At 53.5% G+C, this 23,992-nt stretch carries 24 protein-coding genes and 1 pseudogene; 4 read left to right on the forward strand and 21 right to left on the reverse strand.

Annotated elements, in window-relative coordinates:
* Positions 1–290 precede the first annotated feature (290 nt).
* Complete coding sequence (gene ulaG, locus ACLD3P_RS10635; RefSeq protein WP_000049161.1) at positions 291–1,355, forward strand: L-ascorbate 6-phosphate lactonase; 1,065 nt, start codon at positions 291–293, stop codon at positions 1,353–1,355.
* A 104-nt stretch (positions 1,356–1,459) separates the two neighbouring features.
* Positions 1,460–2,215, forward strand: coding sequence for an HTH-type transcriptional regulator UlaR (gene ulaR / locus ACLD3P_RS10640; RefSeq protein ID WP_000133618.1), 756 nt, complete (start codon positions 1,460–1,462; stop codon positions 2,213–2,215).
* Here the strand turns inward: ulaR and yjfP are convergent.
* The gene (gene yjfP, locus ACLD3P_RS10645; protein WP_411006520.1) at positions 2,212–2,961 is read right to left on the reverse strand and encodes an esterase; all 750 of its coding nucleotides are present in this window, start codon (positions 2,959–2,961) and stop codon (positions 2,212–2,214) included. The genes ulaR and yjfP overlap by 4 nt on opposite strands.
* 183 nt (positions 2,962–3,144) lie before the next feature.
* Here yjfP and bsmA point away from each other — a divergent pair, with 183 nt between their 5' ends.
* Positions 3,145–3,474 (forward strand): biofilm peroxide resistance protein BsmA, encoded by a 330-nt coding sequence (gene bsmA, locus ACLD3P_RS10650; RefSeq protein ID WP_000586836.1) that lies wholly within the window; start codon positions 3,145–3,147, stop codon positions 3,472–3,474.
* 130 nt (positions 3,475–3,604) lie between these two features.
* Positions 3,605–3,880, forward strand: a complete 276-nt coding sequence (gene yjfN / locus ACLD3P_RS10655) for a DUF1471 family protease activator YjfN (protein ID WP_001518964.1) — start codon at positions 3,605–3,607, stop codon at positions 3,878–3,880.
* A 44-nt stretch (positions 3,881–3,924) separates the two neighbouring features.
* Here the strand turns inward: yjfN and ACLD3P_RS10660 are convergent, their stop codons facing one another.
* The 20 genes and pseudogenes from ACLD3P_RS10660 to amiB form a co-directional block, all read right to left on the reverse strand.
* Positions 3,925–5,547 carry an isovaleryl-CoA dehydrogenase gene (locus ACLD3P_RS10660; RefSeq protein WP_411006521.1) on the reverse strand — a complete coding sequence of 541 codons (1,623 nt, stop codon included), beginning with the start codon at positions 5,545–5,547 and terminating at the stop codon, positions 3,925–3,927.
* Positions 5,548–5,631: 84 nt separating this feature from the next.
* Positions 5,632–6,795, reverse strand: a complete 1,164-nt coding sequence (locus tag ACLD3P_RS10665) for a glutathionylspermidine synthase family protein (protein WP_131046677.1) — start codon at positions 6,793–6,795, stop codon at positions 5,632–5,634.
* 2 nt (positions 6,796–6,797) lie between these two features.
* Positions 6,798–7,436, reverse strand: coding sequence for a DUF1190 domain-containing protein (locus ACLD3P_RS10670; RefSeq protein WP_024797780.1), 639 nt, complete (start codon positions 7,434–7,436; stop codon positions 6,798–6,800).
* Between the two features lie 9 nt (positions 7,437–7,445).
* Entirely contained in the window at positions 7,446–7,844 is a 399-nt protein-coding gene (locus ACLD3P_RS10675; protein ID WP_000547736.1) for a DUF350 domain-containing protein, read from the reverse strand.
* Positions 7,845–7,861: 17 nt separating this feature from the next.
* Entirely contained in the window at positions 7,862–8,545 is a 684-nt protein-coding gene (locus tag ACLD3P_RS10680; protein ID WP_131046678.1) for a YjfK family protein, read from the reverse strand.
* 121 nt (positions 8,546–8,666) lie between these two features.
* Positions 8,667–8,754: pseudogene (locus ACLD3P_RS10685) on the reverse strand (hypothetical protein); the annotation flags it as partial.
* Positions 8,754–9,452: a PspA/IM30 family protein gene (locus ACLD3P_RS10690; RefSeq protein WP_076727905.1), complete on the reverse strand. Its 699-nt coding sequence runs from the start codon at positions 9,450–9,452 to the stop codon at positions 8,754–8,756. The pseudogene ACLD3P_RS10685 and the gene ACLD3P_RS10690, both read right to left, overlap by 1 nt.
* A 14-nt stretch (positions 9,453–9,466) precedes the next feature.
* The gene (locus ACLD3P_RS10695; RefSeq protein WP_131046679.1) at positions 9,467–9,871 is read right to left on the reverse strand and encodes a YjfI family protein; all 405 of its coding nucleotides are present in this window, start codon (positions 9,869–9,871) and stop codon (positions 9,467–9,469) included.
* A 131-nt stretch (positions 9,872–10,002) separates the two neighbouring features.
* Complete coding sequence (gene rlmB, locus ACLD3P_RS10700; protein WP_001293274.1) at positions 10,003–10,734, reverse strand: 23S rRNA (guanosine(2251)-2'-O)-methyltransferase RlmB; 732 nt, start codon at positions 10,732–10,734, stop codon at positions 10,003–10,005.
* Positions 10,735–10,824: 90 nt separating this feature from the next.
* Complete coding sequence (rnr, locus tag ACLD3P_RS10705; RefSeq protein ID WP_131046680.1) at positions 10,825–13,263, reverse strand: ribonuclease R; 2,439 nt, start codon at positions 13,261–13,263, stop codon at positions 10,825–10,827.
* Positions 13,264–13,300: 37 nt separating this feature from the next.
* On the reverse strand, positions 13,301–13,726 hold the full coding sequence (gene nsrR, locus ACLD3P_RS10710) for a nitric oxide-sensing transcriptional repressor NsrR (RefSeq protein WP_001177632.1): 426 nt from the start codon (positions 13,724–13,726) through the stop codon (positions 13,301–13,303).
* A gap of 220 nt (positions 13,727–13,946) precedes the next feature.
* The gene (gene purA / locus ACLD3P_RS10715; protein WP_000527976.1) at positions 13,947–15,245 is read right to left on the reverse strand and encodes an adenylosuccinate synthase; all 1,299 of its coding nucleotides are present in this window, start codon (positions 15,243–15,245) and stop codon (positions 13,947–13,949) included.
* 102 nt (positions 15,246–15,347) lie between these two features.
* Positions 15,348–15,545, reverse strand: coding sequence for a DUF2065 domain-containing protein (locus ACLD3P_RS10720; protein ID WP_001089290.1), 198 nt, complete (start codon positions 15,543–15,545; stop codon positions 15,348–15,350).
* 78 nt (positions 15,546–15,623) lie between these two features.
* Positions 15,624–16,628, reverse strand: coding sequence for a protease modulator HflC (gene hflC, locus ACLD3P_RS10725; protein WP_001232417.1), 1,005 nt, complete (start codon positions 16,626–16,628; stop codon positions 15,624–15,626).
* Between the two features lie 2 nt (positions 16,629–16,630).
* On the reverse strand, positions 16,631–17,890 hold the full coding sequence (hflK, locus tag ACLD3P_RS10730; protein ID WP_000312505.1) for an FtsH protease activity modulator HflK: 1,260 nt from the start codon (positions 17,888–17,890) through the stop codon (positions 16,631–16,633).
* Between the two features lie 214 nt (positions 17,891–18,104).
* A complete protein-coding gene (hflX, locus tag ACLD3P_RS10735; protein WP_131046681.1) occupies positions 18,105–19,385 on the reverse strand; it encodes a ribosome rescue GTPase HflX in 1,281 nt (426 codons plus the stop codon).
* A 71-nt stretch (positions 19,386–19,456) separates the two neighbouring features.
* Positions 19,457–19,765, reverse strand: a complete 309-nt coding sequence (gene hfq, locus ACLD3P_RS10740) for an RNA chaperone Hfq (RefSeq protein ID WP_001051875.1) — start codon at positions 19,763–19,765, stop codon at positions 19,457–19,459.
* Positions 19,766–19,847: 82 nt separating this feature from the next.
* Complete coding sequence (gene miaA / locus ACLD3P_RS10745) at positions 19,848–20,798, reverse strand: tRNA (adenosine(37)-N6)-dimethylallyltransferase MiaA (protein ID WP_001000734.1); 951 nt, start codon at positions 20,796–20,798, stop codon at positions 19,848–19,850.
* Entirely contained in the window at positions 20,791–22,647 is a 1,857-nt protein-coding gene (gene mutL, locus ACLD3P_RS10750) for a DNA mismatch repair endonuclease MutL (RefSeq protein WP_001647235.1), read from the reverse strand. Before mutL ends, miaA begins: the two co-directional genes overlap by 8 nt.
* Before the next feature lie 9 nt (positions 22,648–22,656).
* A complete protein-coding gene (gene amiB / locus ACLD3P_RS10755; protein WP_000640354.1) occupies positions 22,657–23,979 on the reverse strand; it encodes an N-acetylmuramoyl-L-alanine amidase AmiB in 1,323 nt (440 codons plus the stop codon).
* Positions 23,980–23,992 lie beyond the last annotated feature (13 nt).

The following is a 23,992-nucleotide window of genomic DNA, read 5'->3' on the forward strand; positions in this document are numbered from 1 at the left end:
AGTAATCACAACAAGATTGAATTTGATTAAATGTGACGTAGCGCGCAAATAATTAGCACACTTAATACATGGTTTACTTATAAATAACTCATTTCTTCATTAAAATAAGTAAAATCATAAAGATGAATACATCCTCATGACGCCAGAAAAGATTAAGTTTTCTTCTGGCTGCGTTCTCCCCTACCCAAAAGTCAAAAAATAGCCCATTGCCTTCTTGAGAAAATAGTGTCAGGATTAATCAAAACAAATCACGTTTTGAACCATTTTGAACAAACATGAAGGTAAATGCGATGAGTAAAGTACAAAGCATCACGCGTGAATCATGGATTCTGAGCACGTTTCCGGAGTGGGGAAGCTGGCTGAACGAAGAGATTGAGCAAGAGCAGGTCGCGCCGGGTACGTTCGCTATGTGGTGGCTGGGCTGTACCGGTATCTGGCTAAAATCTGAAGGCGGCACTAACGTATGCGTCGATTTCTGGTGCGGTACCGGTAAACAGAGCCACGGTAATCCGTTGATGAAAACCGGCCATCAGATGCAGCGTATGGCTGGCGTCAAAAAATTACAGCCTAACCTGCGCACCACGCCGTTTGTTCTCGATCCTTTCGCTATCCGTCAGATTGACGCCGTACTAGCGACCCACGACCATAACGATCACATTGACGTCAATGTCGCGGCTGCCGTAATGCAGAATTGCGCCGATGATGTTCCGTTTATCGGCCCGCAGACCTGCGTGGATTTATGGGTTGGCTGGGGCGTGCCGAAAGAACGCTGCATCGTGGTAAAACCGGGCGATGTCGTGAAAGTGAAAGATATTGAAATTCATGCGCTTGATGCCTTTGACCGCACCGCATTAATCACCCTGCCCGCCGATCAGAAAGCCGCTGGCGTACTGCCGGACGGCATGGATGTACGCGCGGTTAACTATCTGTTTAAAACGCCGGGCGGCAATCTCTATCACAGCGGCGATTCTCACTATTCCAACTACTACGCGAAACACGGCAACGAACATCAAATTGATGTCGCGCTCGGTTCTTACGGTGAAAACCCGCGCGGTATTACGGACAAAATGACCAGCGCGGATATTTTACGCATGGCGGAATCGCTGAATACCAAAGTGGTGATCCCGTTCCATCACGATATCTGGTCGAACTTCCAGGCCGATCCGCAAGAGATCCGCGTGCTATGGGAAATGAAGAAAGATCGCCTGAAGTATGGTTTTAAACCGTTTATCTGGCAGGTTGGCGGCAAGTTTACCTGGCCGCTGGATAAAGACAATTTCGAATACCACTATCCGCGTGGGTTTGACGATTGCTTTACCATTGAACCCGATCTACCGTTCAAATCCTTCCTGTGAGTCGATATCATGCCGGGATTACCCGGCATTTTTTCCATTTACTTTAGTATTTCCAGGCTATTTCAAATATCATCTTTTCAAATCAATTTGTATCGGAATAGCTCATGACTGAAGCACAAAGACATCAAATACTGCTGGATATGCTGGCACAGTTGGGCTTTGTTACCGTCGAAAACGTGATTGAGCGTCTGGGGATCTCCCCGGCGACAGCGCGCCGCGACATCAACAAGCTCGACGAAAGCGGGAAACTTAAAAAAGTGCGCAACGGTGCAGAGGCCATTACCCAACAACGGCCCCGCTGGACGCCGATGAATCTGCACCAGGCGCAAAACCACGATGAAAAAGTACGCATCGCGAAAGCGGCGTCGCAGCTGGTAAACCCGGGTGAAAGCGTAGTGATTAACTGCGGCTCCACCGCTTTCCTGCTGGGGCGCGAAATGTGCGGGAAGCCGGTACAAATCATTACCAACTATCTGCCGTTGGCGAATTATCTGATCGATCAAGAGCATGACAGCGTGATTATCATGGGGGGTCAGTACAACAAAAGCCAGTCGATTACCCTGAGCCCGCAGGGAAGCGAAAACAGTCTCTATGCTGGCCACTGGATGTTTACCAGCGGAAAGGGCTTAACTGCGGATGGCCTGTACAAAACCGATATGCTAACCGCCATGGCGGAACAAAAAATGCTCAGCGTCGTCGGGAAACTGGTCGCGCTGGTCGATAGCAGTAAAATTGGCGAGCGCGCGGGAATGCTGTTCAGCCGCGCCGATCAGATCGCTATGCTGATTACCGGCAAAAATGCCAATCCGCAAGTTTTGCAACAGCTTGAAGCCCAGGGTGTAAGCATACTCCGCGTTTAAAGATGCTGTCGGAAAAACGCTACCGTCGCCGACAACGCTTCTGGCGTAATGCGATGCCGCACGCCTGCGGCCCATAAACAGGTCACATGCTTATCCAGCTTCGCCCCGGCGAGTGCCTGCTGGAGCCGGAAGGTTTCGATAGCAGGCACCACGTCATCCTCCTGACCATGCCACAACAGAAGCGGCCTGTCGGCCAGTCGCTCTAACTGGTGTGTGACTTCCCATTCACGTAGCGGCGCGATGATATTGTCGAATTCCGCCTGCTGTACCGGGTTCTGCGGGGATAACGGCGGGAAAAGCGTCCGGGCGAGCCCGGTAAAATAGCCCGACCCCATTAAACTGGCCCCGCATTTTACCTCTTGGTGACGTGTCATAATGCCCAGCGCCGTCATACCGCCCATGGATGCGCCGCCCACCGCTAACCGCCCGTCAAGTAGCCAATTTTCCGCCTGAATCGCCACACGTAACGTCGTAAATTCCTGCATGTTTTGGTGCAGAATCTGCCAGAATCGGTGTATCCGTCCCTGTGAGTCGCCGCCGAAGCGAGCGCCATGCTCCGGCGCATCCGGCATGACTACCCGGAATCCTGCCTGTGCCAGGGCAACGGCAAAATAACTATAAACCAGGCTGGAGGAGGTGAAGCCATGATAGAACACCACACAGGGAAGCGGCACGGCGCGTTTCCCTTCCGGGAAGGCATGTAGTACGACGCCTCCGGCTAATTGTCGTGTTTCAATCGCTATCATTATTCTCTCCTTTTTATCCGGTATGCCACGGAAAAATACTTAACGCAAGTTTATGGATAGCGCAATAATTCATAATGTTTGAGAACTGGGTTACGCTTTCGCAACGTTTTCATTCGAAAATCGCGTGACAGATAACACTTCGGGAACATTCCCCCTAAAGGGAAATCAATAAGGCATTACACTATGATTATCAGGAAACGAGATAGAGTTATGCGTCGGTTTGCTTCATTGATAGCAGCGCTGTTATTAAGCGCGTGTAGCGTGCTGCAGGGTACGCCGCAACCTGCGCCGCCTGTCGCCGATCACCCGCAGGAAATCCGTCGCGATCAAACGCAAGGACTACAGCGGATGGGGACCGTAAGCGCGCTGGTTCGGGGCTCCCCGGATGATGCTATAGATGAAATCAGAGCGAAAGCCGTCGCTGCGAAAGCCGATTATTACGTTATCTTAATGGTTGATGAAACGGTTGTAACCGGCCAGTGGTATTCACAAGCCATTTTGTATCGTCAATAACAGTAGATTGATTTTTAGTCAGTTTTACATTGCTTTGCGCCCCTATGCGTTTACCTGTGCACAATACACAAACAGGTTTACCGTGATGGAGCGTCCTGTTAAATGCGGGGTATGTAATAAGGAGCTGACGATGAAACAAGAACTTGCCTTATCCTCACTGCTGCTTTCTGCCGGACTGGTGAGTACGACGGCACAGTCTGCCGAATTCGCCAGTGCTGACTGCGTAACGGGTCTGAATGAAATCGGCCTGATCTCGGTCAGTAATGTTGCAGGAAACCCACAGGATGTGGAGCGGATTATCGCCCTGAAAGCCGATGAACAGGGTGCGTCCTGGTACAGAATTATTCAAATGTATGAAGAACAACAGTCGGATAACTGGCGCGTACAGGCGATACTCTATGCCTGATGCCGCGTGGCTCGTGCCGGATGGCATGTACTACAGGTCAAACGTTACCGCAGTCCCCCGGTCGCCCTTAACAGTAAATCATTTTGCACCTGGGCAGGCAGCGGCATTTCGCCGCGTGTATCCAGCATCATCTGACACCACGCTTGCGCCAGCGGCGGCGAGGCATGACGCAGCATTTCCGCTCCGCATCCCAGCAAGAAAAGCTGCTGCGTAATCTCTCTGCCCATTGCTTCGTCCGGTTTGCGTAAACGTTGCTGTAGCTGACGTACCGCGCGGTCGTAATGGCGATCCTGACCTTTGACTTCCGCAAAAGCTTCACTCAATACGTCATAGACGCCGTGTTGTTTTGTCAGCACCCGCAGTACATCCAGACACATGATATTGCCGGAACCTTCCCAGATACTGTTCACCGGCATTTCACGGTACAGGCGCGGGAGTTCGCTCTCTTCACAATACCCCATCCCGCCGAGAACCTCCATCGCCTCAGCCACAAAAGGGATTCCCTGCTTACAGATGGCGAATTTCGCCGCTGGCGTGAATAATCGCGCCCATAATGCCTCTTTCGCCTCGCGACGTTGCTCCCAGGCGCGCGCCAGCCGAAACAAAAGCACCGTCTGCCCCTCCAGGCATAACGCCATACGACTTAAGGTTTGTCGCATCAACGGTTGTTCGATCAGCGGCTTACCAAAAGCCTGACGCTGATGAGCGTGGTAAATCGCGACTGAAAATGCGCGCCGCATTAAGCCATGACTCCCGAGCGCGCAGTCAAGACGCGTCATACCGCCCATCTTTAAGATATGCCGAATCCCTTCGCCCTCTTCTCCCAGCCGCCAGCCGACGGCATCCTGAAACTCGACTTCGGCGCTGGCATTAGATCGATTACCGAGTTTATCTTTCAGGCGTTCAAGACGAACAGAGTTCCGTTGCCCGTCTGGCAGGAAACGCGGCACAAAGAAACAGGATAGTCCTCCTTTTGCCTGCGCCAGCACGAGGTGCGCATCACTTTGCGGCACAGAGAAAAACCATTTATGTCCCACCAGCCGATATGAATCATCCGCCAGCCGCTCCGCGTGGGTCGTATTACTGAGTACGTCCGATCCGCCCTGCTTTTCCGTCATTCCCATGCCGATAAGCAGGCCCCGTTTTTGCCCGCCCGGCAGCAAATGCGAATCGTAGCGATCGCTGCGCAGCGGCACCAGCCAGTCATGGAAAGTGGCGGGAAGCATCTGCAATAGCAACGGTGTCGCGGCAAAGGTCATCGTGACAGGACAGAGTGTTCCCGCTTCTACCTGAGCATGTAATACAAAACGCGCCGCCCGGGCGACAAAACTTCCCGCCCTTGCCTCTTCCTCCCAGGCCAGGTTATGTACCCGATTAGCGCAAAGCCCCTGCATCAACAGGTGCCAGGCGGGGTGAAAGCGAACGTCATCCAGACGCTGTCCCTGGGGATCGTAACGCAGCAACTCAGGAGGATGCGCGTTCGCCAGACGCCCCAGTTCCAGTGATTCCGCCGTTCCCAGTTGTTGGCCAATACTGGCGAGAAGATCGCTATCCCATCCCGCGCCTTCCCGGGAAACCGCTTCACACAGCGCGCCATCAGACAGGAATAAGTTACTGTTATTGAGCGGAGCAGGTTGATTAAAGACGGTATGTGTTTGCCAGGACATGGTGTCTCCCTCCTTCAATGGCGCTGAAGTCAAGTATGGTCATGACTGCGCCATTGACGCCGGAGCAAGATCACAAAAGTATGATTAACCGGCAATATAATGTGGGACGAAACGGGAAGTGTCTTTGGTAATTAGCGTATTGTCCTCGCGAATCCCCATCCCGGCGGCTTCATCGTCAATGATCCAACTGCCAATCAGCGTATAGCTATCGCCAAAGCGCGGCAAAGGCTGAAACGCCTGGTAAATCATCGGCTCGTCAGCGTAGTCGCCGTCGGCATGATCGATAACATTTTGCCGCTCGTCGAAAATCGTGACGTTGCCGCCTTCACGTGAATAAATCGGCTTCCGTACGCTGCTTTCGCCTGGCGCTGCGAGCGATTTTTCGCCCTCAAACCAGGCCGGTAGCAGATTCGGATGGCCAGGGAAAAAGCGCCACAATAACGGCAACAGCCCTTTGTTACTCAGAATACTTTTCCACAATGGCTCAATCCATTGCTCACGCCGTTTTCGCAGTAGCGGGCCGTTGTCATCGCGCATCATCCATTCCAGCGGGTAGAGCTTAAAGGCGCGGCGAATCACGTTATCGTCCAGATCGGTCAGCACGCCGCCTACGCCAAGCCCCAGTTCTTCAATATAGATAAATCGCGTTTCCTGGCCCGCCTGCTGCGCACAATCCTGAAGGTACAGCACCGTCGTGCGATCTTCGTCGGTATCTTCACAACAGCAAAAGTAGAGCGGTTCCCGACTGTACAGCTCGCTGAAGCGGGCGATCAGCCGCTCCTGTATCGCGTTGTATTGATCGGCATCACGCGGAATGGCGCCGCTACGACGGGCATCCTCCAGCCATAGCCATTGAAAGTAGGAGGACTCATAGAGCGATGTCGGCGTATCCGCGTTGTATTCCAGCAATTTAACCGGATCTTTGCCGCACCAGACGAAATCCATCCGCCCGTAAAGCGAAGGATCGCGGCTGCGCCAACTTTCGGCGATGACATCCCAGTACAATGGCGGGATCGCCAACTGCTGCATGATCTGCTCATCCCGGACGGTCCGCTCGACAACCTCCAGACACATCTGATGAAGCTCTGCGGTCGGTTTTTCGATCTGTTCTTCAATTTGCCGTAATGTAAAACGGTAGGCCCGGCTTTCATCCCAGTAAATTTCGTTATCGATAACATGAAAGTCAAAACCGTGATCGCAGGCGATCTTATCCAGATCCCGGCGTACCGGTACGTTATGTCGTAGCATGGTTAGCCTCCCCAGTGCCCGCGGGCGCTGGAAGAACGGCCATAGCCGCCGCGGGAGACGGTGGACGCTTTCCGTGTCGTATAACCAGGGCTGGTCGCGGTATCGCTTTTCCCTGTACCGCTGCGCCACGCATAATCGCCGGACGTGGTGCGCCAGACGGGACGGGAGGCGTAGGATGAACCGCCGCTGCTATAGATGTATTGTTCGTCACGGTTTTGACGAATCGCGCGGCTGAGCAAAAAGCCGCTTAATACCGGAACCCAACTCCGATCGGTGCTATCAAAGTAGCAATCGCCAAACTGCGACTGACAGCTCTCCTGCGTCAATTGCTTAGGCACATTCGCGTAAAATTCTGTTTTCGCATTATTCCAGCCGTCAGCGCAAACGCTGGCGCTATTGCCATCGTCAATACAGTCGTTCACCGTGGCGTAAAACGTCCCATCGCCGTCGTTGTCAGTATTGCCGCCATCACCGCACCCTTTCAGGAGAAAAAAGGCCGCTCCGCCCATAATCGCCAGCGTCAGGCATTTTGGCGTGTAGCGATTTCGTTGCCGCTCAAAGGGATTAACCGGTTCGGCTATCCGTCTTATTGCCGAATGGCCTACGCCGGATGTGCTTCTGGATTTTCGTTTTTTTGCCATGATCTTCCGTTACCATGTCATACAGGCAGCGTTAAAAATACCGCCAGCCAGCGCTGCGGTTCCCATAAATAGCCCCGCCGCCACGTTGTGATGAATAATTTTTTCGCTCAGCGTAGGCATGTATAACCTTACGCAGCCATAAATCAGCAGCTGAATCACCAGCGCAATGCCGCCCCAGGCAAAATAGTCCGGGATGCTGACCGAGTTTATCGCCGCGCTGGATAAGGGGATGACATAGCCCAGCAACGTACCGCTAAAGGCCAGCGATGCCGCAGTATTGTTATTTTTTATCAACTGCCATTCATTATGCGGTGTTATCTTTGAGTAAATAAAAAGAAATGCGATGACCATTGCCGCGCCAATAAAAAAATAGGCGCAGAAAGCCAGTAATGCGTCCAGTATATGCATAATTTCCCTGTATGTGCTTAACCAATAACCGTCAGTGAGGTGAGCGGGATATCCACGCCGAGGGCGCGTGAAAACACCCATTCAGGCTCACCGCGCTCGTTAAATGATTCTTCCCCGTTCAATAGAAGATACTCCCAGGCGTCGTCCATCACCTGGCGCTGGAAGCCCATCGTAAAATTGTGAACGTCCCATTTCTCTGACTGCTGATTTTCAACCTTTTCCAGCATATAGACAGGTTCAATATTGCCCGGCTCTTCATGGTTAAAAAAGCGCTGCCAGCGCCGTTCTTGCCAGTTGAGCGTCATCGGCCCTATTGCCGCTGGCGCAATGGCTGAACGCCAGTGACGTTCCTCGTTAATACCGAAACTTTCCTCATATACAAAAAGTTTGATGTCATCAATGTCGTCAACATCTGTGCCGCCAGTGGTGTTAATTTGCAAAAACTCATCGCCAGAGGTGTAGTAGCGAAAAATCTGACTGCCGCCGCCTAAATCTATGCGACTAACTGCCGCGACAGTGTATTTTTCACCCGGTAGCGCCACCAGCAACGACGACTCCAGTAGCCGGAATGCCAGCGTATCCAGCGTGAAACCGGCGTTAAGATGTAATCCTAATGGTCCGCGAATCGGCGCTGGCGCGCTTGTTTTACCGAGCAAACGCTGAAAAAATTGCATCATAGGGGAACCTCTATCTCTTGCCATGCGACCTCTTCAGCCAGAATGCGATTGTCGTTAGGCATAATGCCATTTGAGATCGCGCATTCATGTGCCGTCTCGTATGAAAGCGACGAGCTCAGCACGGTAGCGCGCTTTCGCGCTACCGATAACAAAGCAGATACTGCCCGATAAACAGGCCAGGTCAGTCTGGACAAATGCCGCTGGCAGGTTTTGACCATCCATGTAAAGAGCATTACTCGCCTTGTTGACGCTGCAAGCGCGCCAGCACATCCTGGGCGCAGCTTTTGTTGGTTGCGCCAATACCGGCCTGCGCCAGTTTTTCGTCCAGGTCGCGTCCATCGGCGACTTTTTCCAGCTGCGCGGCGGCATCCAGCCGGGCCTGGCGTTCAGCCTGACGCGTTTGTAAACGTTTAAGCGACTCCGCCGCCGTAGACACATTCGACGCGGCTCCGACGGTCGAAGTCGTCACCGCCTGCTGGGCGCGCTGCATGGCTTCTGTCGCCTTAACCACTTCAAGTTGCTGCTCAAACTGCGCAATCCGCTGGCCTGTCGCCGTTACTGCCTTCTCCACCGCATCGCGAGAGGCTTCCAGATTAGTCAGCACCTGTTCTTCGGCAAGAATGGCATTTTCCAGACGGGCTATCTCTTCCGCCACTTCGTTGAGTAAAGCGGCGTCGACATTCTTACTCATTGCCGCCAACGCCCGTGTTTCAAGGCTGGCTTTACGCTCACGTAAATCATTCAGCTTGTCATGGCTTAGCTTCACCCGCGCCAATAAATCCACTCTGGATTTACCCGCTTTATCCAGCTCGGCTTTTGCGTCGCGAATATGCTGCTCCAGCATACGTACACCCTGCGCTTCATCAATGGCGTCTTCTGCCTGAGCAACGAATGATTTACCTAACGTGAACAAACTTTTTAAAATTCCCATGTAAGCCGCCTGTATTATTCCTGTGAATAGACTTGTGTTATTTCAGCGATATCCAACGCATTTTCTACAAGCGTGGTGATTTCCAGCGTCACGTCGGCAAGCGACGAATTTAACGACAACGCGCCAAAAGCGACATAATATTCCTCCTGTTTTACCTGGGTAATACCGACCGAAGACAGCGGTAAAACCTTCTGATTTCTCAGCAAGAAAAGATTAAATTCCGCGGTATCTCTAATCGTATTTACCGGACAGATATAAGTCTCGATAACTATTTGTTGCGAGGTAAATAAAACCGCCAGTGATAAATCGCCATAATCATTCATTTTTATTATTAATGAAGATTCATTATTTTCTATATCAATATCTAATTCGGCGATGTTGTTTAATGCATCCGCCAGCGTCCGTGGAGTCCATGCCATATTTTTATCTCTATCTCATTTTTATAAATAAAAGAAATTACAGGGTAGGTTTTTCTTTTTATATTACCAGCCAGAGATAAAAAAAAACCATCCGATTATGGATGGTTTTTTCTTAAAAAATACTATTAGCGTCAGGTTCGCTGGCGAACGGCTTCAAACAGACAAATCCCGGTCGCCACAGAGACATTCAGCGACGACACGCTACCAGCCATAGGAATGCTGATCAGCTCATCGCAGTGCTCACGGGTCAGACGACGCATACCTTCACCTTCTGCGCCCATGACCAGCGCCATGCGGCCAGGCATTTTGCTCTGATACAGCGTATGGTCAGCCTCGCCCGCCGTCCCGACAATCCAGATATTCTCTTCCTGCAACATGCGCATCGTGCGCGCCAGGTTGGTGACGCGGATCAACGGCACGCTTTCCGCTGCGCCGCAGGCGACTTTCTTCGCCGTCGCGTTAAGTTGCGCGGAGCGGTCTTTCGGCACGATTACCGCATGTACGCCAGCGGCATCGGCGCTGCGCAGACAGGCGCCAAGATTATGCGGATCGGTGACGCCATCAAGGATCAACAAAAAGGGGCGATCGTGTAATGCGATCAGATCCGGCAGATCGTTTTCCTGATACTGCCGGCCTGGTTTCACGCGAGCGATAATACCCTGATGCACGGCACCGTCGCTTTTCTCGTCGAGATATTGGCGGTTTGCCAGTTGGATAACCACGCCCTGGGACTCAAGGGCGTGAATCAGCGGCAACAGACGTTTATCTTCACGGCCTTTTAAAATAAAGACTTCCTGAAAACGTTCAGGGGCGCGCTCCAGCAGGGCCTGCACTGCGTGGATGCCGTAAATCATTTCGCTCATTAATGTACTCATTGTTTACGTTTTGCCGGGGGCGCTACGCTTGCCCGGCCTACAGATAATTCACCCTCTTCTGTTTGAAGAGGGTATTGCTCACTCTGCCGCTTTTTTCTTCGCCGCACGCTTCGCTTTGGTCGCTGCGGCTATTTTCTGCGTTTTAGCCGATGGCTTTTTTGCTTTTCGCGCGTCTTTTTTCGCTGCTTTCGGCTTCGCTTTTTTCTCGCCGCGGAAGGCGCTATCAGGCTCGAAGTTAACTTTTTTACCTACCTGACGACGTTTACCGGCGTTTTTACTTTCACCTTTTTTCGCTTTTTCACGCACCGTTTTGCCGACGTTACGCGGTGCGCGCTCGCTGGAGATCAGGCTAAAGTCAATTTTCCGTTCGTCCATATTCACCGCTTCGACGCGTACCTCGACCCGGTCGCCCAGGCGATATGTCTGGCCGCCGGACTCGCCAATCAGGCGTTGCCCTACCTGATCGAAACGATAGTAATCGTTATCCAGTGAGGAAACGTGTACCAGCCCATCGATAAACAGTTCATCAAGACGGACAAAGAAGCCGAAACCGGTGACGCTGGCAATCACGCCCTTAAAGACGTTGCCTACCTGATCCAGCATAAAATCACATTTCAGCCAGTCGGAGACATCACGCGTCGCTTCATCAGCGCGGCGTTCCGCCATCGAACAGTGTTGGCCGAGCTGCAACATCTCTTCCATCGAGTAGTGATAACCGCCCGTTTCTGTGGTGTTGCCCTTGTTCCCTTGCTCTTTCGCCAACAGGTACTTAATGGCGCGGTGCAAAGAAAGATCCGGATAGCGGCGAATCGGCGAGGTAAAGTGCGCATAAGACTGCAACGCCAGGCCAAAGTGCCCGCGGTTTTCCGGATCGTAAATCGCCTGCTTCATTGAACGCAGCAGCATAGTTTGCAGCATTTCGGCGTCCGGCCGGTCGGCAATCGATTCAAGCAGTTCGGCATAATCGCGCGGTTCCGGTTTGTTTCCGCCCGGCAGCTCCAACCCCAGCTCCGCCAGTACGGAGCGGAATGAGGTGATCGCTTCGGTGGTGGGCTTATCATGAATACGGAATAACGCCGGCTCTTTAGCTTTTTCGACAAAGCGCGCCGCCGAGATATTCGCCATGATCATGCACTCTTCGATAAGCTTATGCGCGTCATTACGCTGGGTCTGTTCGATACGCTCAATGCGACGTTCGGCGTTAAAGATAAACTTCGCCTCTTCGCTCTCAAACGAGATCCCCCCGCGCTCTTCACGCGCTTTATCCAGCACTTTGTAGAGGTTGTGCAGCTCTTCAATATGCTTCACCAACGGCGCATATTGTTCACGCAGATCCTGATCGCCCTGCAGCATATGCCAGACTTTGGTATAGGTCAGACGCGCATGGGAGCTCATCACCGCTTCATAGAATTTGTAGCCGGTCAGCCGACCTTTCGCCGAGATGGTCATTTCACAGACCATACACAGCCTGTCAACCTGCGGGTTTAGCGAACACAGGCCGTTGGAGAGCACCTCCGGCAACATTGGGACAACCTGTGACGGGAAGTAAACCGACGTGCCGCGATTGCGCGCCTCGCGATCCAGCGGCGTTGGCGGCCGTACATAATAGCTCACGTCAGCAATAGCGACCCACAAACGCCAGCCGCCGCCGCGTTTTTTCTCACAGTAAACCGCGTCGTCAAAGTCACGGGCATCTTCGCCATCAATAGTGACCAGTGGCAAATCACGCAGATCAACACGACCGACTTTCGCCTCTTCCGGCACCTCTTCTTTCAGCCCGGCGACCTGCTGCTCTACCGCCTGCGGCCAGATGTAAGGTATTTCATGGGTACGCAGCGCCATATCAACCGCCATACCGGTGCCCATATTGTCGCCCAGCACTTCGACGATTTTCCCTACCGCTTTAGTACGGCGAGTTGGACGTTGGGTCAGTTCAACCACGACCACGAACCCCATCCGCGCGCCCATGACGTCTTCTGGCGGGATAAGAATGTCGAAGCTGAGACGGCTGTCGTCCGGCACTACAAAGCCGACGCCCGCATCGGTGAAATAACGTCCGACTATCTGACTGGTTTTCGGTACCAGTACACGGACGATACGCGCTTCGCGGCGACCTTTACGATCGGCGCCCAGCGGCTGCGCCAGCACCTGATCGCCATGAATACAGGTTTTCATCTGCTCGCTGGAAAGATACAGATCGTCTTTGCGGCCTTCGACACGTAAGAAACCGTAACCATCACGATGACCGATCACGGTGCCTTTCAGCAGGTCGAGGCGTTCCGGCAGCGCATAGCACTGGCGGCGGGTAAAGACCAGTTGTCCGTCGCGCTCCATCGCGCGCAGGCGGCGACGCAAGGCTTCAAGCTGCTCTTCGCCTTCAATATTCAGTTCTACGGCCAGTTCTTCGCGACTGGCCGGTTTTTCACGTTTCGTTAAATGTTCGAGGATAAATTCCCGGCTCGGGATAGGATTCGCGTATTTTTCTGCTTCGCGTTCCTGGAAAGGATCTTGTGACATTGAGGTTCCTCCATTGTCATCTCTAATGAAGTTTACTTCACTCCACCAGTAATAATTTATAAAGCGGTTGATTCTCTTCAACCAAATCGGCAAGCGTGTAGTTATCCAGCTCCTTGAGAAAACTCTGCACGGCCTTAGAAAGCGCCTGTTTCAGACGACAGGCAGGGGTGATGTGGCAAAATTCGCTGCTACAGTTGACCAGTGATAAGGGTTCCAGCTCACGCACCACATCGCCAATACAAATAGTATTAGCCGGTTTACCCAGGCGGATACCGCCATTTTTTCCCCGAACGGCGGTGACAAAGCCCGCCCGGCTAAGCTGATTGATAATTTTGACCATATGATTACGGGACACGCCGTAGACTTCTGTCACCTCAGAAATGCTGGTCATTCGTCCATCTGGTAACGACGCCATATAGATTAGCGCACGTAAGCCGTAATCGGTGAAACTCGTTAACTGCACATCAACCTCAGGAAAAGGGAAAACGGGATATAACTTATCTGTATTGATGATAAACCAGCCACCTGTCAGGCTGCTAATTTATTTCGGTTCAGGAAGGAAAAAAGCGGGGAACAATGACGCATTTGAGCCGAAGGGTGATGCAAAGCATCTTATCCGGCCAACAAATGCGTACTCATCATAGTACCCGGTAAGCGTAGCGTTACCGGGCATCATCCATCAATTACGCGTCGAACGGATCGCGCAGAATCATCGTCTCAGTACGATCGGGGCCGGTAGAAATAATATCAATCGGCACGCCGGTCAGTTCTTCAATACGCTTGATGTAGTTCAGCGCCGCCTGCGGCAGACCGCTACGATCTTTCACGCCGAAGGTGGATTCAGACCAGCCCGGCATGGTTTCGTAAATCGGCTCTACACCTTTCCAGTCGTCAGCTGCCAGCGGAGTGGTAGTCACTTCCCGACCATCCGGCATACGGTAAGCCACGCAGAGTTTCACCTCTTTCAGGCCATCCAACACGTCCAGTTTGGTCAGGCAGAAGCCAGACAGGGAGTTCAGCTGTACCGCACGACGAACGGCAACGGTGTCCAGCCAGCCGGTACGACGACGACGGCCGGTAGTAGCGCCGTATTCGTTACCCTGCTTGCAGAGGAACTCGCCGGTTTCATCAAACAGCTCAGTCGGGAACGGACCTGCACCTACACGAGTGGAGTAAGCTTTGAGGATACCCAGAACGTAATCAACATAACGCGGGCCCAGGCCGGAACCGGTCGCCACGCCACCTGCAGTGGTGTTAGAAGAAGTTACATACGGATAAGTACCGTGGTCGATATCCAGCAGGGTACCCTGCGCACCTTCAAACATGACGAAATCGCCACGCTGACGCGCCTGGTCGAGCAGGTCCGAAACGTCAACAACCATAGAAGTCAGGATGTCGGCAACAGCCATCGTATCATCCAGAACTTTCTGGTAATCAACCGCTTCAACTTTGTAGTAGTTAACCAACTGGAAGTTGTGATATTCCATCACTTCTTTCAGTTTTTCAGCGAAGGTTTCTTTGTCGAAAAGGTCACCAACACGCAGACCGCGACGTGCCACTTTATCTTCATAAGCAGGCCCGATTCCACGACCGGTGGTGCCGATCGCTTTCGCGCCACGCGCTTTCTCACGCGCGTTATCCAGCGCAACGTGATAATCAAGGATCAGCGGACAGGCTTCAGACAGCAGCAGACGCTCACGAACGGGGATGCCACGGTCTTCCAGTTCTTTCATCTCTTTCATCAGCGCGCTCGGAGACAGCACGACACCGTTACCGATGATGCTGGTTACATTCTCGCGAAGAATACCTGATGGAATAAGATGGAGAACGGTTTTTTCACCGTTGATTACGAGAGTATGGCCTGCGTTGTGACCGCCCTGGTAGCGTACAACATATTTAGCCCGTTCAGTCAGAAGATCGACGATCTTTCCTTTACCTTCGTCACCCCATTGGGTGCCCAGTACGACGACGTTGTTACCCATTTTTCAAAATCACCGTTTGCTTAAAAATGGATTCTACCATCGCTTTTTCAGATATACAGCACTTTTTGCACTCAATCTGCGGCAAATCCGACCACTTTTTGCTCAGCCAATCGTTTTCCTCAACATGTAGTAGACCACAACTCCCGCAACCACAAGTCCGCCGCCAAAACGTCGTAAAACATTTTCCGGCAGTTGCGCCAGTGCCGAAACCATTTTTTTCCATGCGCCGGGATACAGCATCGGTCCCAGCCCTTCGAGGACTAATACCAGAGCAAGCGCCAGCCAAATTGTTGAATTCATTTATCGCCCTTATAAAAGAAAACCACCGGCATCCTTTGGATGCGGTGGTTTTGCTGGTCTAAAACCGCTGACGCTATTTTAGCGTGTCGTCGAACTCGGTGTCTTCATGTAGCGGAAGAAATCGCTGTCCGGGCTCAGTACCATCACGTCCTGATTACCTTCGAAGCTCTTCTCGTAAGCGCGCAGACTACGAATGAACGCGTAGAAATCAGGGTCCTGGCTGAACGCGTCGGCAAACAGCTTCGCGGCTTCAGCATCACCTTCACCACGCATGATACGCCCCTGACGCTCGGCTTCCGCCAGAGTTTTCGTCACCTCATAGTCAGCAGCCGCACGCAGTTTTTCCGCTTCTTCCTGACCTTGTGAACGATGACGACGCGCGACCGCTTCACGCTCGGCGCGCATACGGTTGTAAATCGCCTCAGAAACCTCGGTCGGCAGGTTGATCTGCTTAATACGCACATCGACCACTTCGATACCCAACGCCGCCATACTGTTCGGGTTGATGACCGGTACTTTACCTTTGGTTTCCGCCGTGACGCGTTCCGCCGCTTCGGCAATCGCGTCATCCGCCGCCGGGGTCGCTACTTCATCATCGGTACCGGCTGAACCGGAGTTCAGCGCGTCGCGCACTTCCAGAGTCAGACGACCACGAGAATCGGTCACAATGTCTTTTACGTCCAGGCGACCAATCTCAGAACGCAAACGGTCCGAGAATTTACGTTTTAACAGCACTTCGGCTTGCGAAATATCGCCGCCGCCGGTCGCCAGATAGTAACGGCTAAAGTCGCTGATACGCCATTTGATGTAGGAGTCGACAATCAGGTCTTTCTTCTCTTTAGTCACAAAGCGATCGGCCTGGTTATCCATCGTCTGGATACGCGCATCAAGCATTTTCACTGATTCAATAAACGGGATCTTAAAGTGCAGACCCGGCGCGTAAACCAGCGGTTTGTTCTCATCGTCACGCAGAACTTTACCAAAACGCAGCGTAATGCCGCGCTCGCCCTCTTTGACCACAAAGACGGACATGTAGAGCACTACCAGCACGATGATGATAATCGCAATAACTGACTTACGCATCGTTATTCCCCCTGACGCTGGTAGTCGTTACGCTGCGCATTCGCGCGGCGTTGGTCCATAATATCGCCCTGATTTGAGGACGACGTGTTGCTTGCTCCGCTGGCGTTAGACTTTGTGGACGGCGGCAGGCGCAGCAGGTTGCTGGCGCTATTGTCGCTCTTTGCCGCCGGCGCATTCCCGCCTTTCAGCATCTGATCTAACGGCAGCACCATTAAATTACCGCTCTTGTCGTTAACCAGTACTTTACGGGTATGGCTCAGCACTTTTTCCATCGTTTCAATATACAGACGCTCGCGTGTAATCTGCGGCGCGGCTTTATATTCCGGCAAAATCTTCGCAAACCGGGCGACTTCACCCTGCGCTTCCAGGATAGTCTGGGTTTTATAGGCGCGTGCCTCTTCCAGAATACGCTGCGCCTGACCGTTGGCGCGCGGCTGAACTTCGTTGGTATACGCTTCCGCTTCACGAATGTACTGCTGCTCGTTTTCACGTGCGGCAATCGCGTCGTCAAAGGCGGCTTTCACCTCTTCCGGCGGGCGCGCAGCCTGGAAGTTCACGTCCAGCAGGGTAATCCCCATGTTGTACGGTTTGATAGTCTCTTCCAGCTCGCGTTGGGTATCGCTACGAATAACGGTACGGCCTTCGGTCAGGATGCGATCCATCGTGTATTTGCCAATGACGCCACGCAGCGCGCTGTCGGTGGCCTGACGCAGGCTATCGTCCGGGCTGGTCACGCTAAACAGATATTTCTGCGGATCGGTGACGCGGTATTGCACGTTCATTTCAACGCGCACGACGTTTTCATCAGACGTCAGCATCACGCCTGACGCCGCCAGTTCGCGCACCGCTTCGACGTTCACCGGCGTAACGTCGTCAATAAATGTCGGCTTCCAGTTCAGACCTGGCTCTACCAGATGGCTGAATTTACCAAAACGCGTGACAACGCCGCGCTCGGCTTCTTTAATGGTATAAAAACCGCTGGCCGCCCAGATAATGACTACTGCCGCCGCGGCGATGGCGACAATACGGCCTCCCAGTTGCGGACGCGGGCCTTGCGATGAGCTACCGCCGCCGGAACCGGTGCCTTTACCGCCCCCAAAACCACCGAGTTTTTTACTCAGCTTACGGAAGATATCATCCAGATCGGGAGGTCCCTGATCGCGGCCACCTTTGTTTCCATTTCCCCCAGAGTTGCTGCCAGGTTTGCTGCTTCCCCACGGGTCGCGGTCCTGTCCGTTATTACCGGGCTGATTCCACGCCATGTTTGTGCTCCATATTTGTTATGCGGTGATCCCCGTTGTCTTTCGACCTCAGAGGATAAGGCGAAATTACTCCATGCTTCAGACGAACCGCCGTTACAGACATCATCTTTCAGGCTACGTCCTGAGTGGCGGCTTTTTTACCCCAGGTCACTTCGTTGTGAGCCCCTGAAATTCTCTCAGCTACCGCTTCAATACGACCTGAATGACTTCGCGTCTAGATCACGTATTCGATCAACGCCGGTTCTTGTTTACAGAGGCGACGCCAGTCGACAATCGGCATTCGTACCTGCAGACTGACGCTACCGTCTTCCTCCATCCACTCTTTTTCTATTGCCTGAAGCTGATAAAACCGGCTTCTCAGACGCCCTTCCTGCGGCGGCAAACGCAGCGTATGCTGCGCCACCTCGCCGGAAAGACGCTCCGTCAAAGCCTGAAAAAGCTGTGGTATCCCCACGCCGCTTTGCGCTGAAAGCCAAACGCGGATGGGTTTATTCTCTTCATCTCTGTCGATACGCGGTTCAAAGTCGTCCAGCATATCGATTTTGTTCATCACCATTAAGGTGGGGATTTCGTGAGCGTCAATCTCTTCAAGAACGGTGTTTACCGCCTCGATGTTTTCCTGCACGCGAACATCCGCCGCATCGACCACATGCAGCAGCAGCGTCGCCTGACGCGTCTCCTGCAGGGTAGCTTTAAAGGCAGCCACCAGATCGTGCGGTAAATGGCGGATAAAGCCTACCGTATCCGCCAGAACGGTTTCACCGACATCCGCTACATCAATACGACGTAATGTGGGGTCCAGCGTCGCAAATAGCTGATCTGCCGCATAGACCCGCGCTTCAGTGATCTGATTAAAAAGGGTGGATTTTCCGGCGTTGGTATAGCCCACCAGCGATACCGTCGGAACGTCGGCCTTGATGCGCGACTGCCGCCCCTGCTCACGTTGCTTCTCAACTTTCTCCAGGCGCGACTGAATCTGCACAATGCGATTACGCAGTAAACGACGGTCGGTTTCGAGCTGGGTTTCACCCGGACCGCGCAAACCAATCCCGCCTTTCTGACGTTCAAGGTGGGTCCAGCCACGCACCAGACGCGTAGCCAGATGGCGTAGCTGCGCCAGCTCAACCTGCAACTTACCTTCATGGGTACGCGCACGTTGGGCAAAAATATCTAAGATAAGACCGGTGCGATCGATAACCCGGCACTCGCACAAACGCTCCAGGTTTCGCTCCTGGGCTGGACTCAATGCATGATCAAACAATACGACCGCTGCGCCAGTCGCTTTCACGGCTTCCGCAATTTCATCTGCCTTACCTTCACCTACAAAGTACTTCGGGTGCGGTGCTTTACGGCTACCGGTAATCACCTGCATTGCTTCGACACCGGCGGAAGAGACCAGAGATTCAAACTCCTGGAGGTCTTCCATATCTTTGTCTTGCGAAAAATAGATGTGTACCAGTACCGCCTGCTCACCGGCATCATAACGGTCAAACAAGCGTAAACCCTCTTAATAACCAGCGGGGGCGATTATCCGACGCCCCCGACATGGATAAACAGCGCGTGAACTTATTCAGTCTCTTCGCTGTCCTGTTGCGCAGTAGAACCCTGCGCGTTGCTACCGTGATGGTAGTTATTGCTGGCGCCGCCACCGGCATTGTTGCTGTGATGGGAAACCGGGCGAGACGGGACAACAGTAGAAATCGCGTGCTTATAAACCATCTGGCTGACCGTGTTCTTCAACAGGATCACGAACTGATCAAAGGACTCGATTTGACCTTGCAGCTTAATACCATTCACCAAATAAATAGAAACTGGAACACGTTCCCGACGCAATGCGTTCAGGAACGGATCTTGTAAAGATTGCCCCTTAGCCATTCTCTTTTCCTTATATGCTTATTTGTACTTTGAACCTTTCGATTCTGAAAAATTGCGCACGATACGTCTCAATTGTACACATTCAGTCTGCGATAGCACCAACAACCTGTAATACTTCTTTTCGCGCCCGATCGGGATTCTCACTGTCAAGCCAGCGCACCCCTTCCCAACCGCGCAACCAGGTCATCTGGCGCTTCGCCAACTGTCTCGTGGCGCAAACACCTCTATAAACCATTTCATCATATGAGATTTCGCCCTCAATGTATGACCACATCTGGCGGTATCCCACACAACGGATGGAAGGCAAGTCCGTATGCAAATCTCCTCGGGCAAAAAGCGCCCGGACTTCTGCTTCAAAACCTGAAGCCAACATCTGATGAAAACGCAGTTCAATGCGCTGATGGAGCAGTTCACGGCTCGCCGGGGCGATAGCGAACTGATGCACCTGGTACGGTAGCGCGTCTCCTGACGTTTGCGTTAGCTCCGTTAAAGTTTTACCCGAAATGAAAAAAACTTCCAGTGCCCGGGAAAGTCTTTGCGGATCATTTGGATGAATTCGCGCGGCGGCAACCGGATCTATCTCCTGAAGTTGCTGATGCAACGCCTCCCATCCAAGCTCCGCTGCTTGCTGCTCTATCCGGGATCTGACTTCCGGATCTGCTGAAGGCAACGGCGATAACCCTTCCAGCAATGCCTTAAAATACAGCATGGTACCGCCCACTAACAGCGGGATACGCCCCGCAGCGGTGATCTCCGCCATTTGCGCTAACGCGTCGCGGCGAAAATCCGCCGCCGAATACGCCTGCGACGGGTCGCGTATATCCAGCAGTCGATGCGGCGCCGCTTTCAGCTCATCGGCATTCGGCTTAGCCGTGCCAATATCCATTCCCCGATAAATGAGGGCGGAATCAACGCTTATCAACTCTACTGGCAAAACTTTACGCAGTTCTATCGCCAGCGCCGTTTTGCCGGAGGCCGTCGGCCCCATCAAAAATATCGCCTTAGGCAGGCTCGCCTTGCTTACATCATTCATGCTTCAGGGCGTTCATCGCCGAATGTAAATCAACAGGTTGTAACAGGCCACCCGGCGGCGCTTTTACCAGCTGCGGACATAGCCGCTCAACATCCGCCAGCAGCGATATGGCCTGCGCCATCGACCACTGCGGATGTTCGCTCTGCACATTACGCGCTATCCATTGTGCAATATTGACCGTTGCAAATGTGGTCTGTTGCGCCAGGTAGCCTATCAGTTCAGGAATCAAGATTTGTAAATTTTGTTGTCGTAAGGGTAAAGGCACCGCCCGAATGGTCACATGCTGCGCATCTGACTGAAATTCAATACCCAATTCTCCCAACAAAGATTGGGCTTGTTGCAGCGCGGCTTTTTCATCGGCGCTCACTTTTAAACGCAGCGGAATCAGCAACGGCTGCGCGCAAACCGGACTTTGACCCGGTGTAAGCTGCGCCTGACGCAGCCAACGCTCCGCAACCGGCAGCGACAAGAGCTGGATAGTCCCCGCGTGTTCCAGCAACGCGCAGTCACCGCCGACTATCGTCAGTACGCGACCAAAACTCTGGCTATGTCCGTCAAGCGCAGGCGCAACCGGCTCCGGCGCGGGGCTCGTCGTCGGCGTCTGTAAAAGCGCGCGATAAACCTCGCCCTGCTGCTTCTGATAACCTGGCTGCGCGTGCGGCCAACCACCTGCGGACTGACGCCCGCCGTTACCGCCCGATGCGCCGCCGGAATAACGCGGTGTCGCGGGCTCGCGCGCCGCAGTTGGCTCGGCGGGTACAGCAAAATGGTTGCGCCCGGCGGCGATACGGTTTTCCGGGACATGCCGCGGCGCTGGCGCAATCTCCTCCAGCGGCAGCGTCGTTTCCGTCTGCTGTTGCAGAACGCTCAGCACCCCTTGATAGATGAAGTCGTGCACCAGCCGGGATTGATGAAAACGCACTTCGTGCTTGGCGGGATGAACATTGACATCCACCTGATGCGGGTCAATCTCCAGATACAACACAAACGCAGGCTGTTGGTCCGCGCCCAGTTTATCTTCACAGGCCTGGCGAATGGCATGGTTGATCAAGCGGTCGCGCATCATGCGGCCATTCACATAGCAGTACTGGATCTCCGTTAACGCCGTGGTGGTGTGATTCGGATCGGCGACCCAGCCGCGCAGGGTCAGATCGCCATGCTGCCACTCGATCGCCAGTGCCTGTTCGAGAAACGGCGTCCCGCAGATGGCGCCTAACCGGCGCTCTTTTTGCCCGTCCTTTGCGACAGCGCGATACTGCCGTACCAATTTGCCGTTGTGCGACAGGTTAAGCGTGACGTCAAAACGGGCCAATGCAATACGACGGATGATCTCATCGATGTGATTAAATTCCGTTTTTTCGGTACGCATGAATTTGCGCCGGGCGGGCGTATTATAAAAGAGATCCAGAACTTCCAGGGTGGTGCCGACCGGGTGCGCGGCGGGTTTTACCGTCACGTCCATGTCGCGCCCTTCCGCATACGCCTGCCAGGCTTCCGCCTGCTCCGCCGTGCGCGACGTTAGCGTCAAACGCGAGACCGAACTGATACTGGCCAGCGCTTCGCCGCGAAATCCCAGACTGATAATCGCTTCCAGATCGTCAAGCGAGGCGATCTTACTGGTGGCATGACGGGCCAGCGCCAGCGCCAGTTCCTCTTTTTTAATGCCGCAGCCATTGTCGCGAATACGAATAAGCTTCGCGCCGCCACGCTCGATGTCGATATCAACGCGGGTGGCACCTGCATCCAGACTATTCTCTACCAGCTCTTTAACAACCGACGCAGGGCGTTCCACCACTTCGCCAGCGGCGATTTGGTTCGCAAGCTGCGGCGGCAGAACCTGAATCGGCATGAAATCTCCTTAATTCGCGGCGGTTATGGCGCCAGGCTGGTTGGTACTGGCCGTCTGGCCTGGGCCGCCCTGCGGCGCAGACTGGATCGGATGCGCTGCAAAGTACTTACGCAACCCCCGGTATATAGCGTCAGCAATCTGCTGCTGATAGCGGTCGCTCGCCAGCAATCGCTCTTCGCCGTGATTACTGATAAAGCCCGTCTCCACCAAAATGGACGGGATATCCGGCGAACGCAACACGCCCAGGCTCGCGTGTTCCGGGCGACGTTTATGCAGCGACCCCACACCATCCAGTTGGCTTAGCACGTTCGTCGCCACATCATACCCTACCCGCTGCGAATGACCGAATTGCAAATCCAGTACCGCCTGGCTCAGGTAAGGGTCTGACTGACTGTTCGCCAGCACATCGCCAGCGCCGCCTAACAGTTCGGATTGCTTCTCATGCTGCTCAAGCCAGTTTGCCATTTCGCTGTTCGCGCGACGATTGGACAATACCCAGACGGAGGCGCCGGTGGCGTCGCGATTTGGCGCGGCATCCGCATGAATAGAGACAAGGAAGTTGGCGTTTTGCTTACGCGCCACGTCGGACCGCCCCATCACCGAAATAAAATAGTCGCCGTCACGCGTCAGCACGCCTTTAAACATCGGATCGTTATTCAGTAATGTGCGTAACTTACGCGCGATAGCGATGGTGACATTTTTCTCGCGCGTACCGCCCGGGCCTATCGCACCGGGGTCCTGGCCTCCATGTCCGGCATCAATAGCAATCACCACTTTATCGCCAGCGCCTGCCGACGCGCGCGCCGCAGGCCGCGTAACGGTATTGCTGCTGGTTACGCCGGTCAGGCGATCATCAGAAGATTTAAACGGATTACGGGCAGGCTCCGTCGGACGGGGCGCGCTTTCAACCCGTTTCGCGACGACAGGCGGTGGTGGTGGTGGCGGAACATCGGCATTAATGGTGAAAATGACCGTATAGTTGCCGCCGTTTTGCCGCTTCACCGCCTCGGTTTTACCATTTTCCGTCAGATCGACAAGCAACCGTAAAGATTGCGCATCTTTCGGCGTTCCGGCACGGATCGTTTTCACCAGATTGTTACCGCTAAACTGAAGCGGCAGCCCCTGAATCACGCCGGTCTGCCTGATATCCAGCGCCACGGTACGTTTACCGTCCTGTGAGTAAGCATATTCCGGCTCGCCGATAAAACTCAGCGTAATGCGCGCCTGCTGCTCGCCGTTGGACACCTGAATATCAGAGAGACTGGCGGCGCCCGCCTGCGCGCACAGCAGGATTAAGGCTGCTATTACGGCATTTTTGATGCGATAAATCATCCCGCCACCTTTA

Source organism: Salmonella sp. 741265073_HBA (genome assembly GCF_046569105.1).
In the GTDB taxonomy this organism is placed as follows: domain Bacteria; phylum Pseudomonadota; class Gammaproteobacteria; order Enterobacterales; family Enterobacteriaceae; genus Salmonella; species Salmonella enterica.

Excerpts from the sequence above, each read along its gene's own strand:
- mutL (WP_001647235.1), bottom strand. The coding sequence starts at position 22,647 with ATGCCGATTCAGGTTCTGCCGCCGCAGCTTGCGAACCAAATCGCCGCT.
- ACLD3P_RS10720 (WP_001089290.1), bottom strand. The coding sequence starts at position 15,545 with ATGAATTCAACAATTTGGCTGGCGCTTGCTCTGGTATTAGTCCTCGAA.
- amiB (WP_000640354.1), bottom strand. The coding sequence starts at position 23,979 with ATGATTTATCGCATCAAAAATGCCGTAATAGCAGCCTTAATCCTGCTG.
- ACLD3P_RS10680 (WP_131046678.1), bottom strand. The coding sequence starts at position 8,545 with ATGGCAAGAGATAGAGGTTCCCCTATGATGCAATTTTTTCAGCGTTTG.
- ACLD3P_RS10675 (WP_000547736.1), bottom strand. The coding sequence starts at position 7,844 with ATGCATATACTGGACGCATTACTGGCTTTCTGCGCCTATTTTTTTATT.
- miaA (WP_001000734.1), bottom strand. The coding sequence starts at position 20,798 with ATGAATGATGTAAGCAAGGCGAGCCTGCCTAAGGCGATATTTTTGATG.
- rnr (WP_131046680.1), bottom strand. The coding sequence starts at position 13,263 with ATGTCACAAGATCCTTTCCAGGAACGCGAAGCAGAAAAATACGCGAAT.
- hfq (WP_001051875.1), bottom strand. The coding sequence starts at position 19,765 with ATGGCTAAGGGGCAATCTTTACAAGATCCGTTCCTGAACGCATTGCGT.
- hflC (WP_001232417.1), bottom strand. The coding sequence starts at position 16,628 with ATGCGTAAGTCAGTTATTGCGATTATCATCATCGTGCTGGTAGTGCTC.
- ACLD3P_RS10670 (WP_024797780.1), bottom strand. The coding sequence starts at position 7,436 with ATGGCAAAAAAACGAAAATCCAGAAGCACATCCGGCGTAGGCCATTCG.
- hflK (WP_000312505.1), bottom strand. The coding sequence starts at position 17,890 with ATGGCGTGGAATCAGCCCGGTAATAACGGACAGGACCGCGACCCGTGG.
- bsmA (WP_000586836.1), top strand. The coding sequence starts at position 3,145 with ATGATTATCAGGAAACGAGATAGAGTTATGCGTCGGTTTGCTTCATTG.
- yjfP (WP_411006520.1), bottom strand. The coding sequence starts at position 2,961 with ATGATAGCGATTGAAACACGACAATTAGCCGGAGGCGTCGTACTACAT.
- ulaR (WP_000133618.1), top strand. The coding sequence starts at position 1,460 with ATGACTGAAGCACAAAGACATCAAATACTGCTGGATATGCTGGCACAG.
- ACLD3P_RS10665 (WP_131046677.1), bottom strand. The coding sequence starts at position 6,795 with ATGCTACGACATAACGTACCGGTACGCCGGGATCTGGATAAGATCGCC.
- purA (WP_000527976.1), bottom strand. The coding sequence starts at position 15,245 with ATGGGTAACAACGTCGTCGTACTGGGCACCCAATGGGGTGACGAAGGT.
- yjfN (WP_001518964.1), top strand. The coding sequence starts at position 3,605 with ATGAAACAAGAACTTGCCTTATCCTCACTGCTGCTTTCTGCCGGACTG.
- ACLD3P_RS10660 (WP_411006521.1), bottom strand. The coding sequence starts at position 5,547 with ATGTCCTGGCAAACACATACCGTCTTTAATCAACCTGCTCCGCTCAAT.
- rlmB (WP_001293274.1), bottom strand. The coding sequence starts at position 10,734 with ATGAGCGAAATGATTTACGGCATCCACGCAGTGCAGGCCCTGCTGGAG.
- ACLD3P_RS10695 (WP_131046679.1), bottom strand. The coding sequence starts at position 9,871 with ATGGCATGGACTCCACGGACGCTGGCGGATGCATTAAACAACATCGCC.
- ulaG (WP_000049161.1), top strand. The coding sequence starts at position 291 with ATGAGTAAAGTACAAAGCATCACGCGTGAATCATGGATTCTGAGCACG.
- ACLD3P_RS10690 (WP_076727905.1), bottom strand. The coding sequence starts at position 9,452 with ATGGGAATTTTAAAAAGTTTGTTCACGTTAGGTAAATCATTCGTTGCT.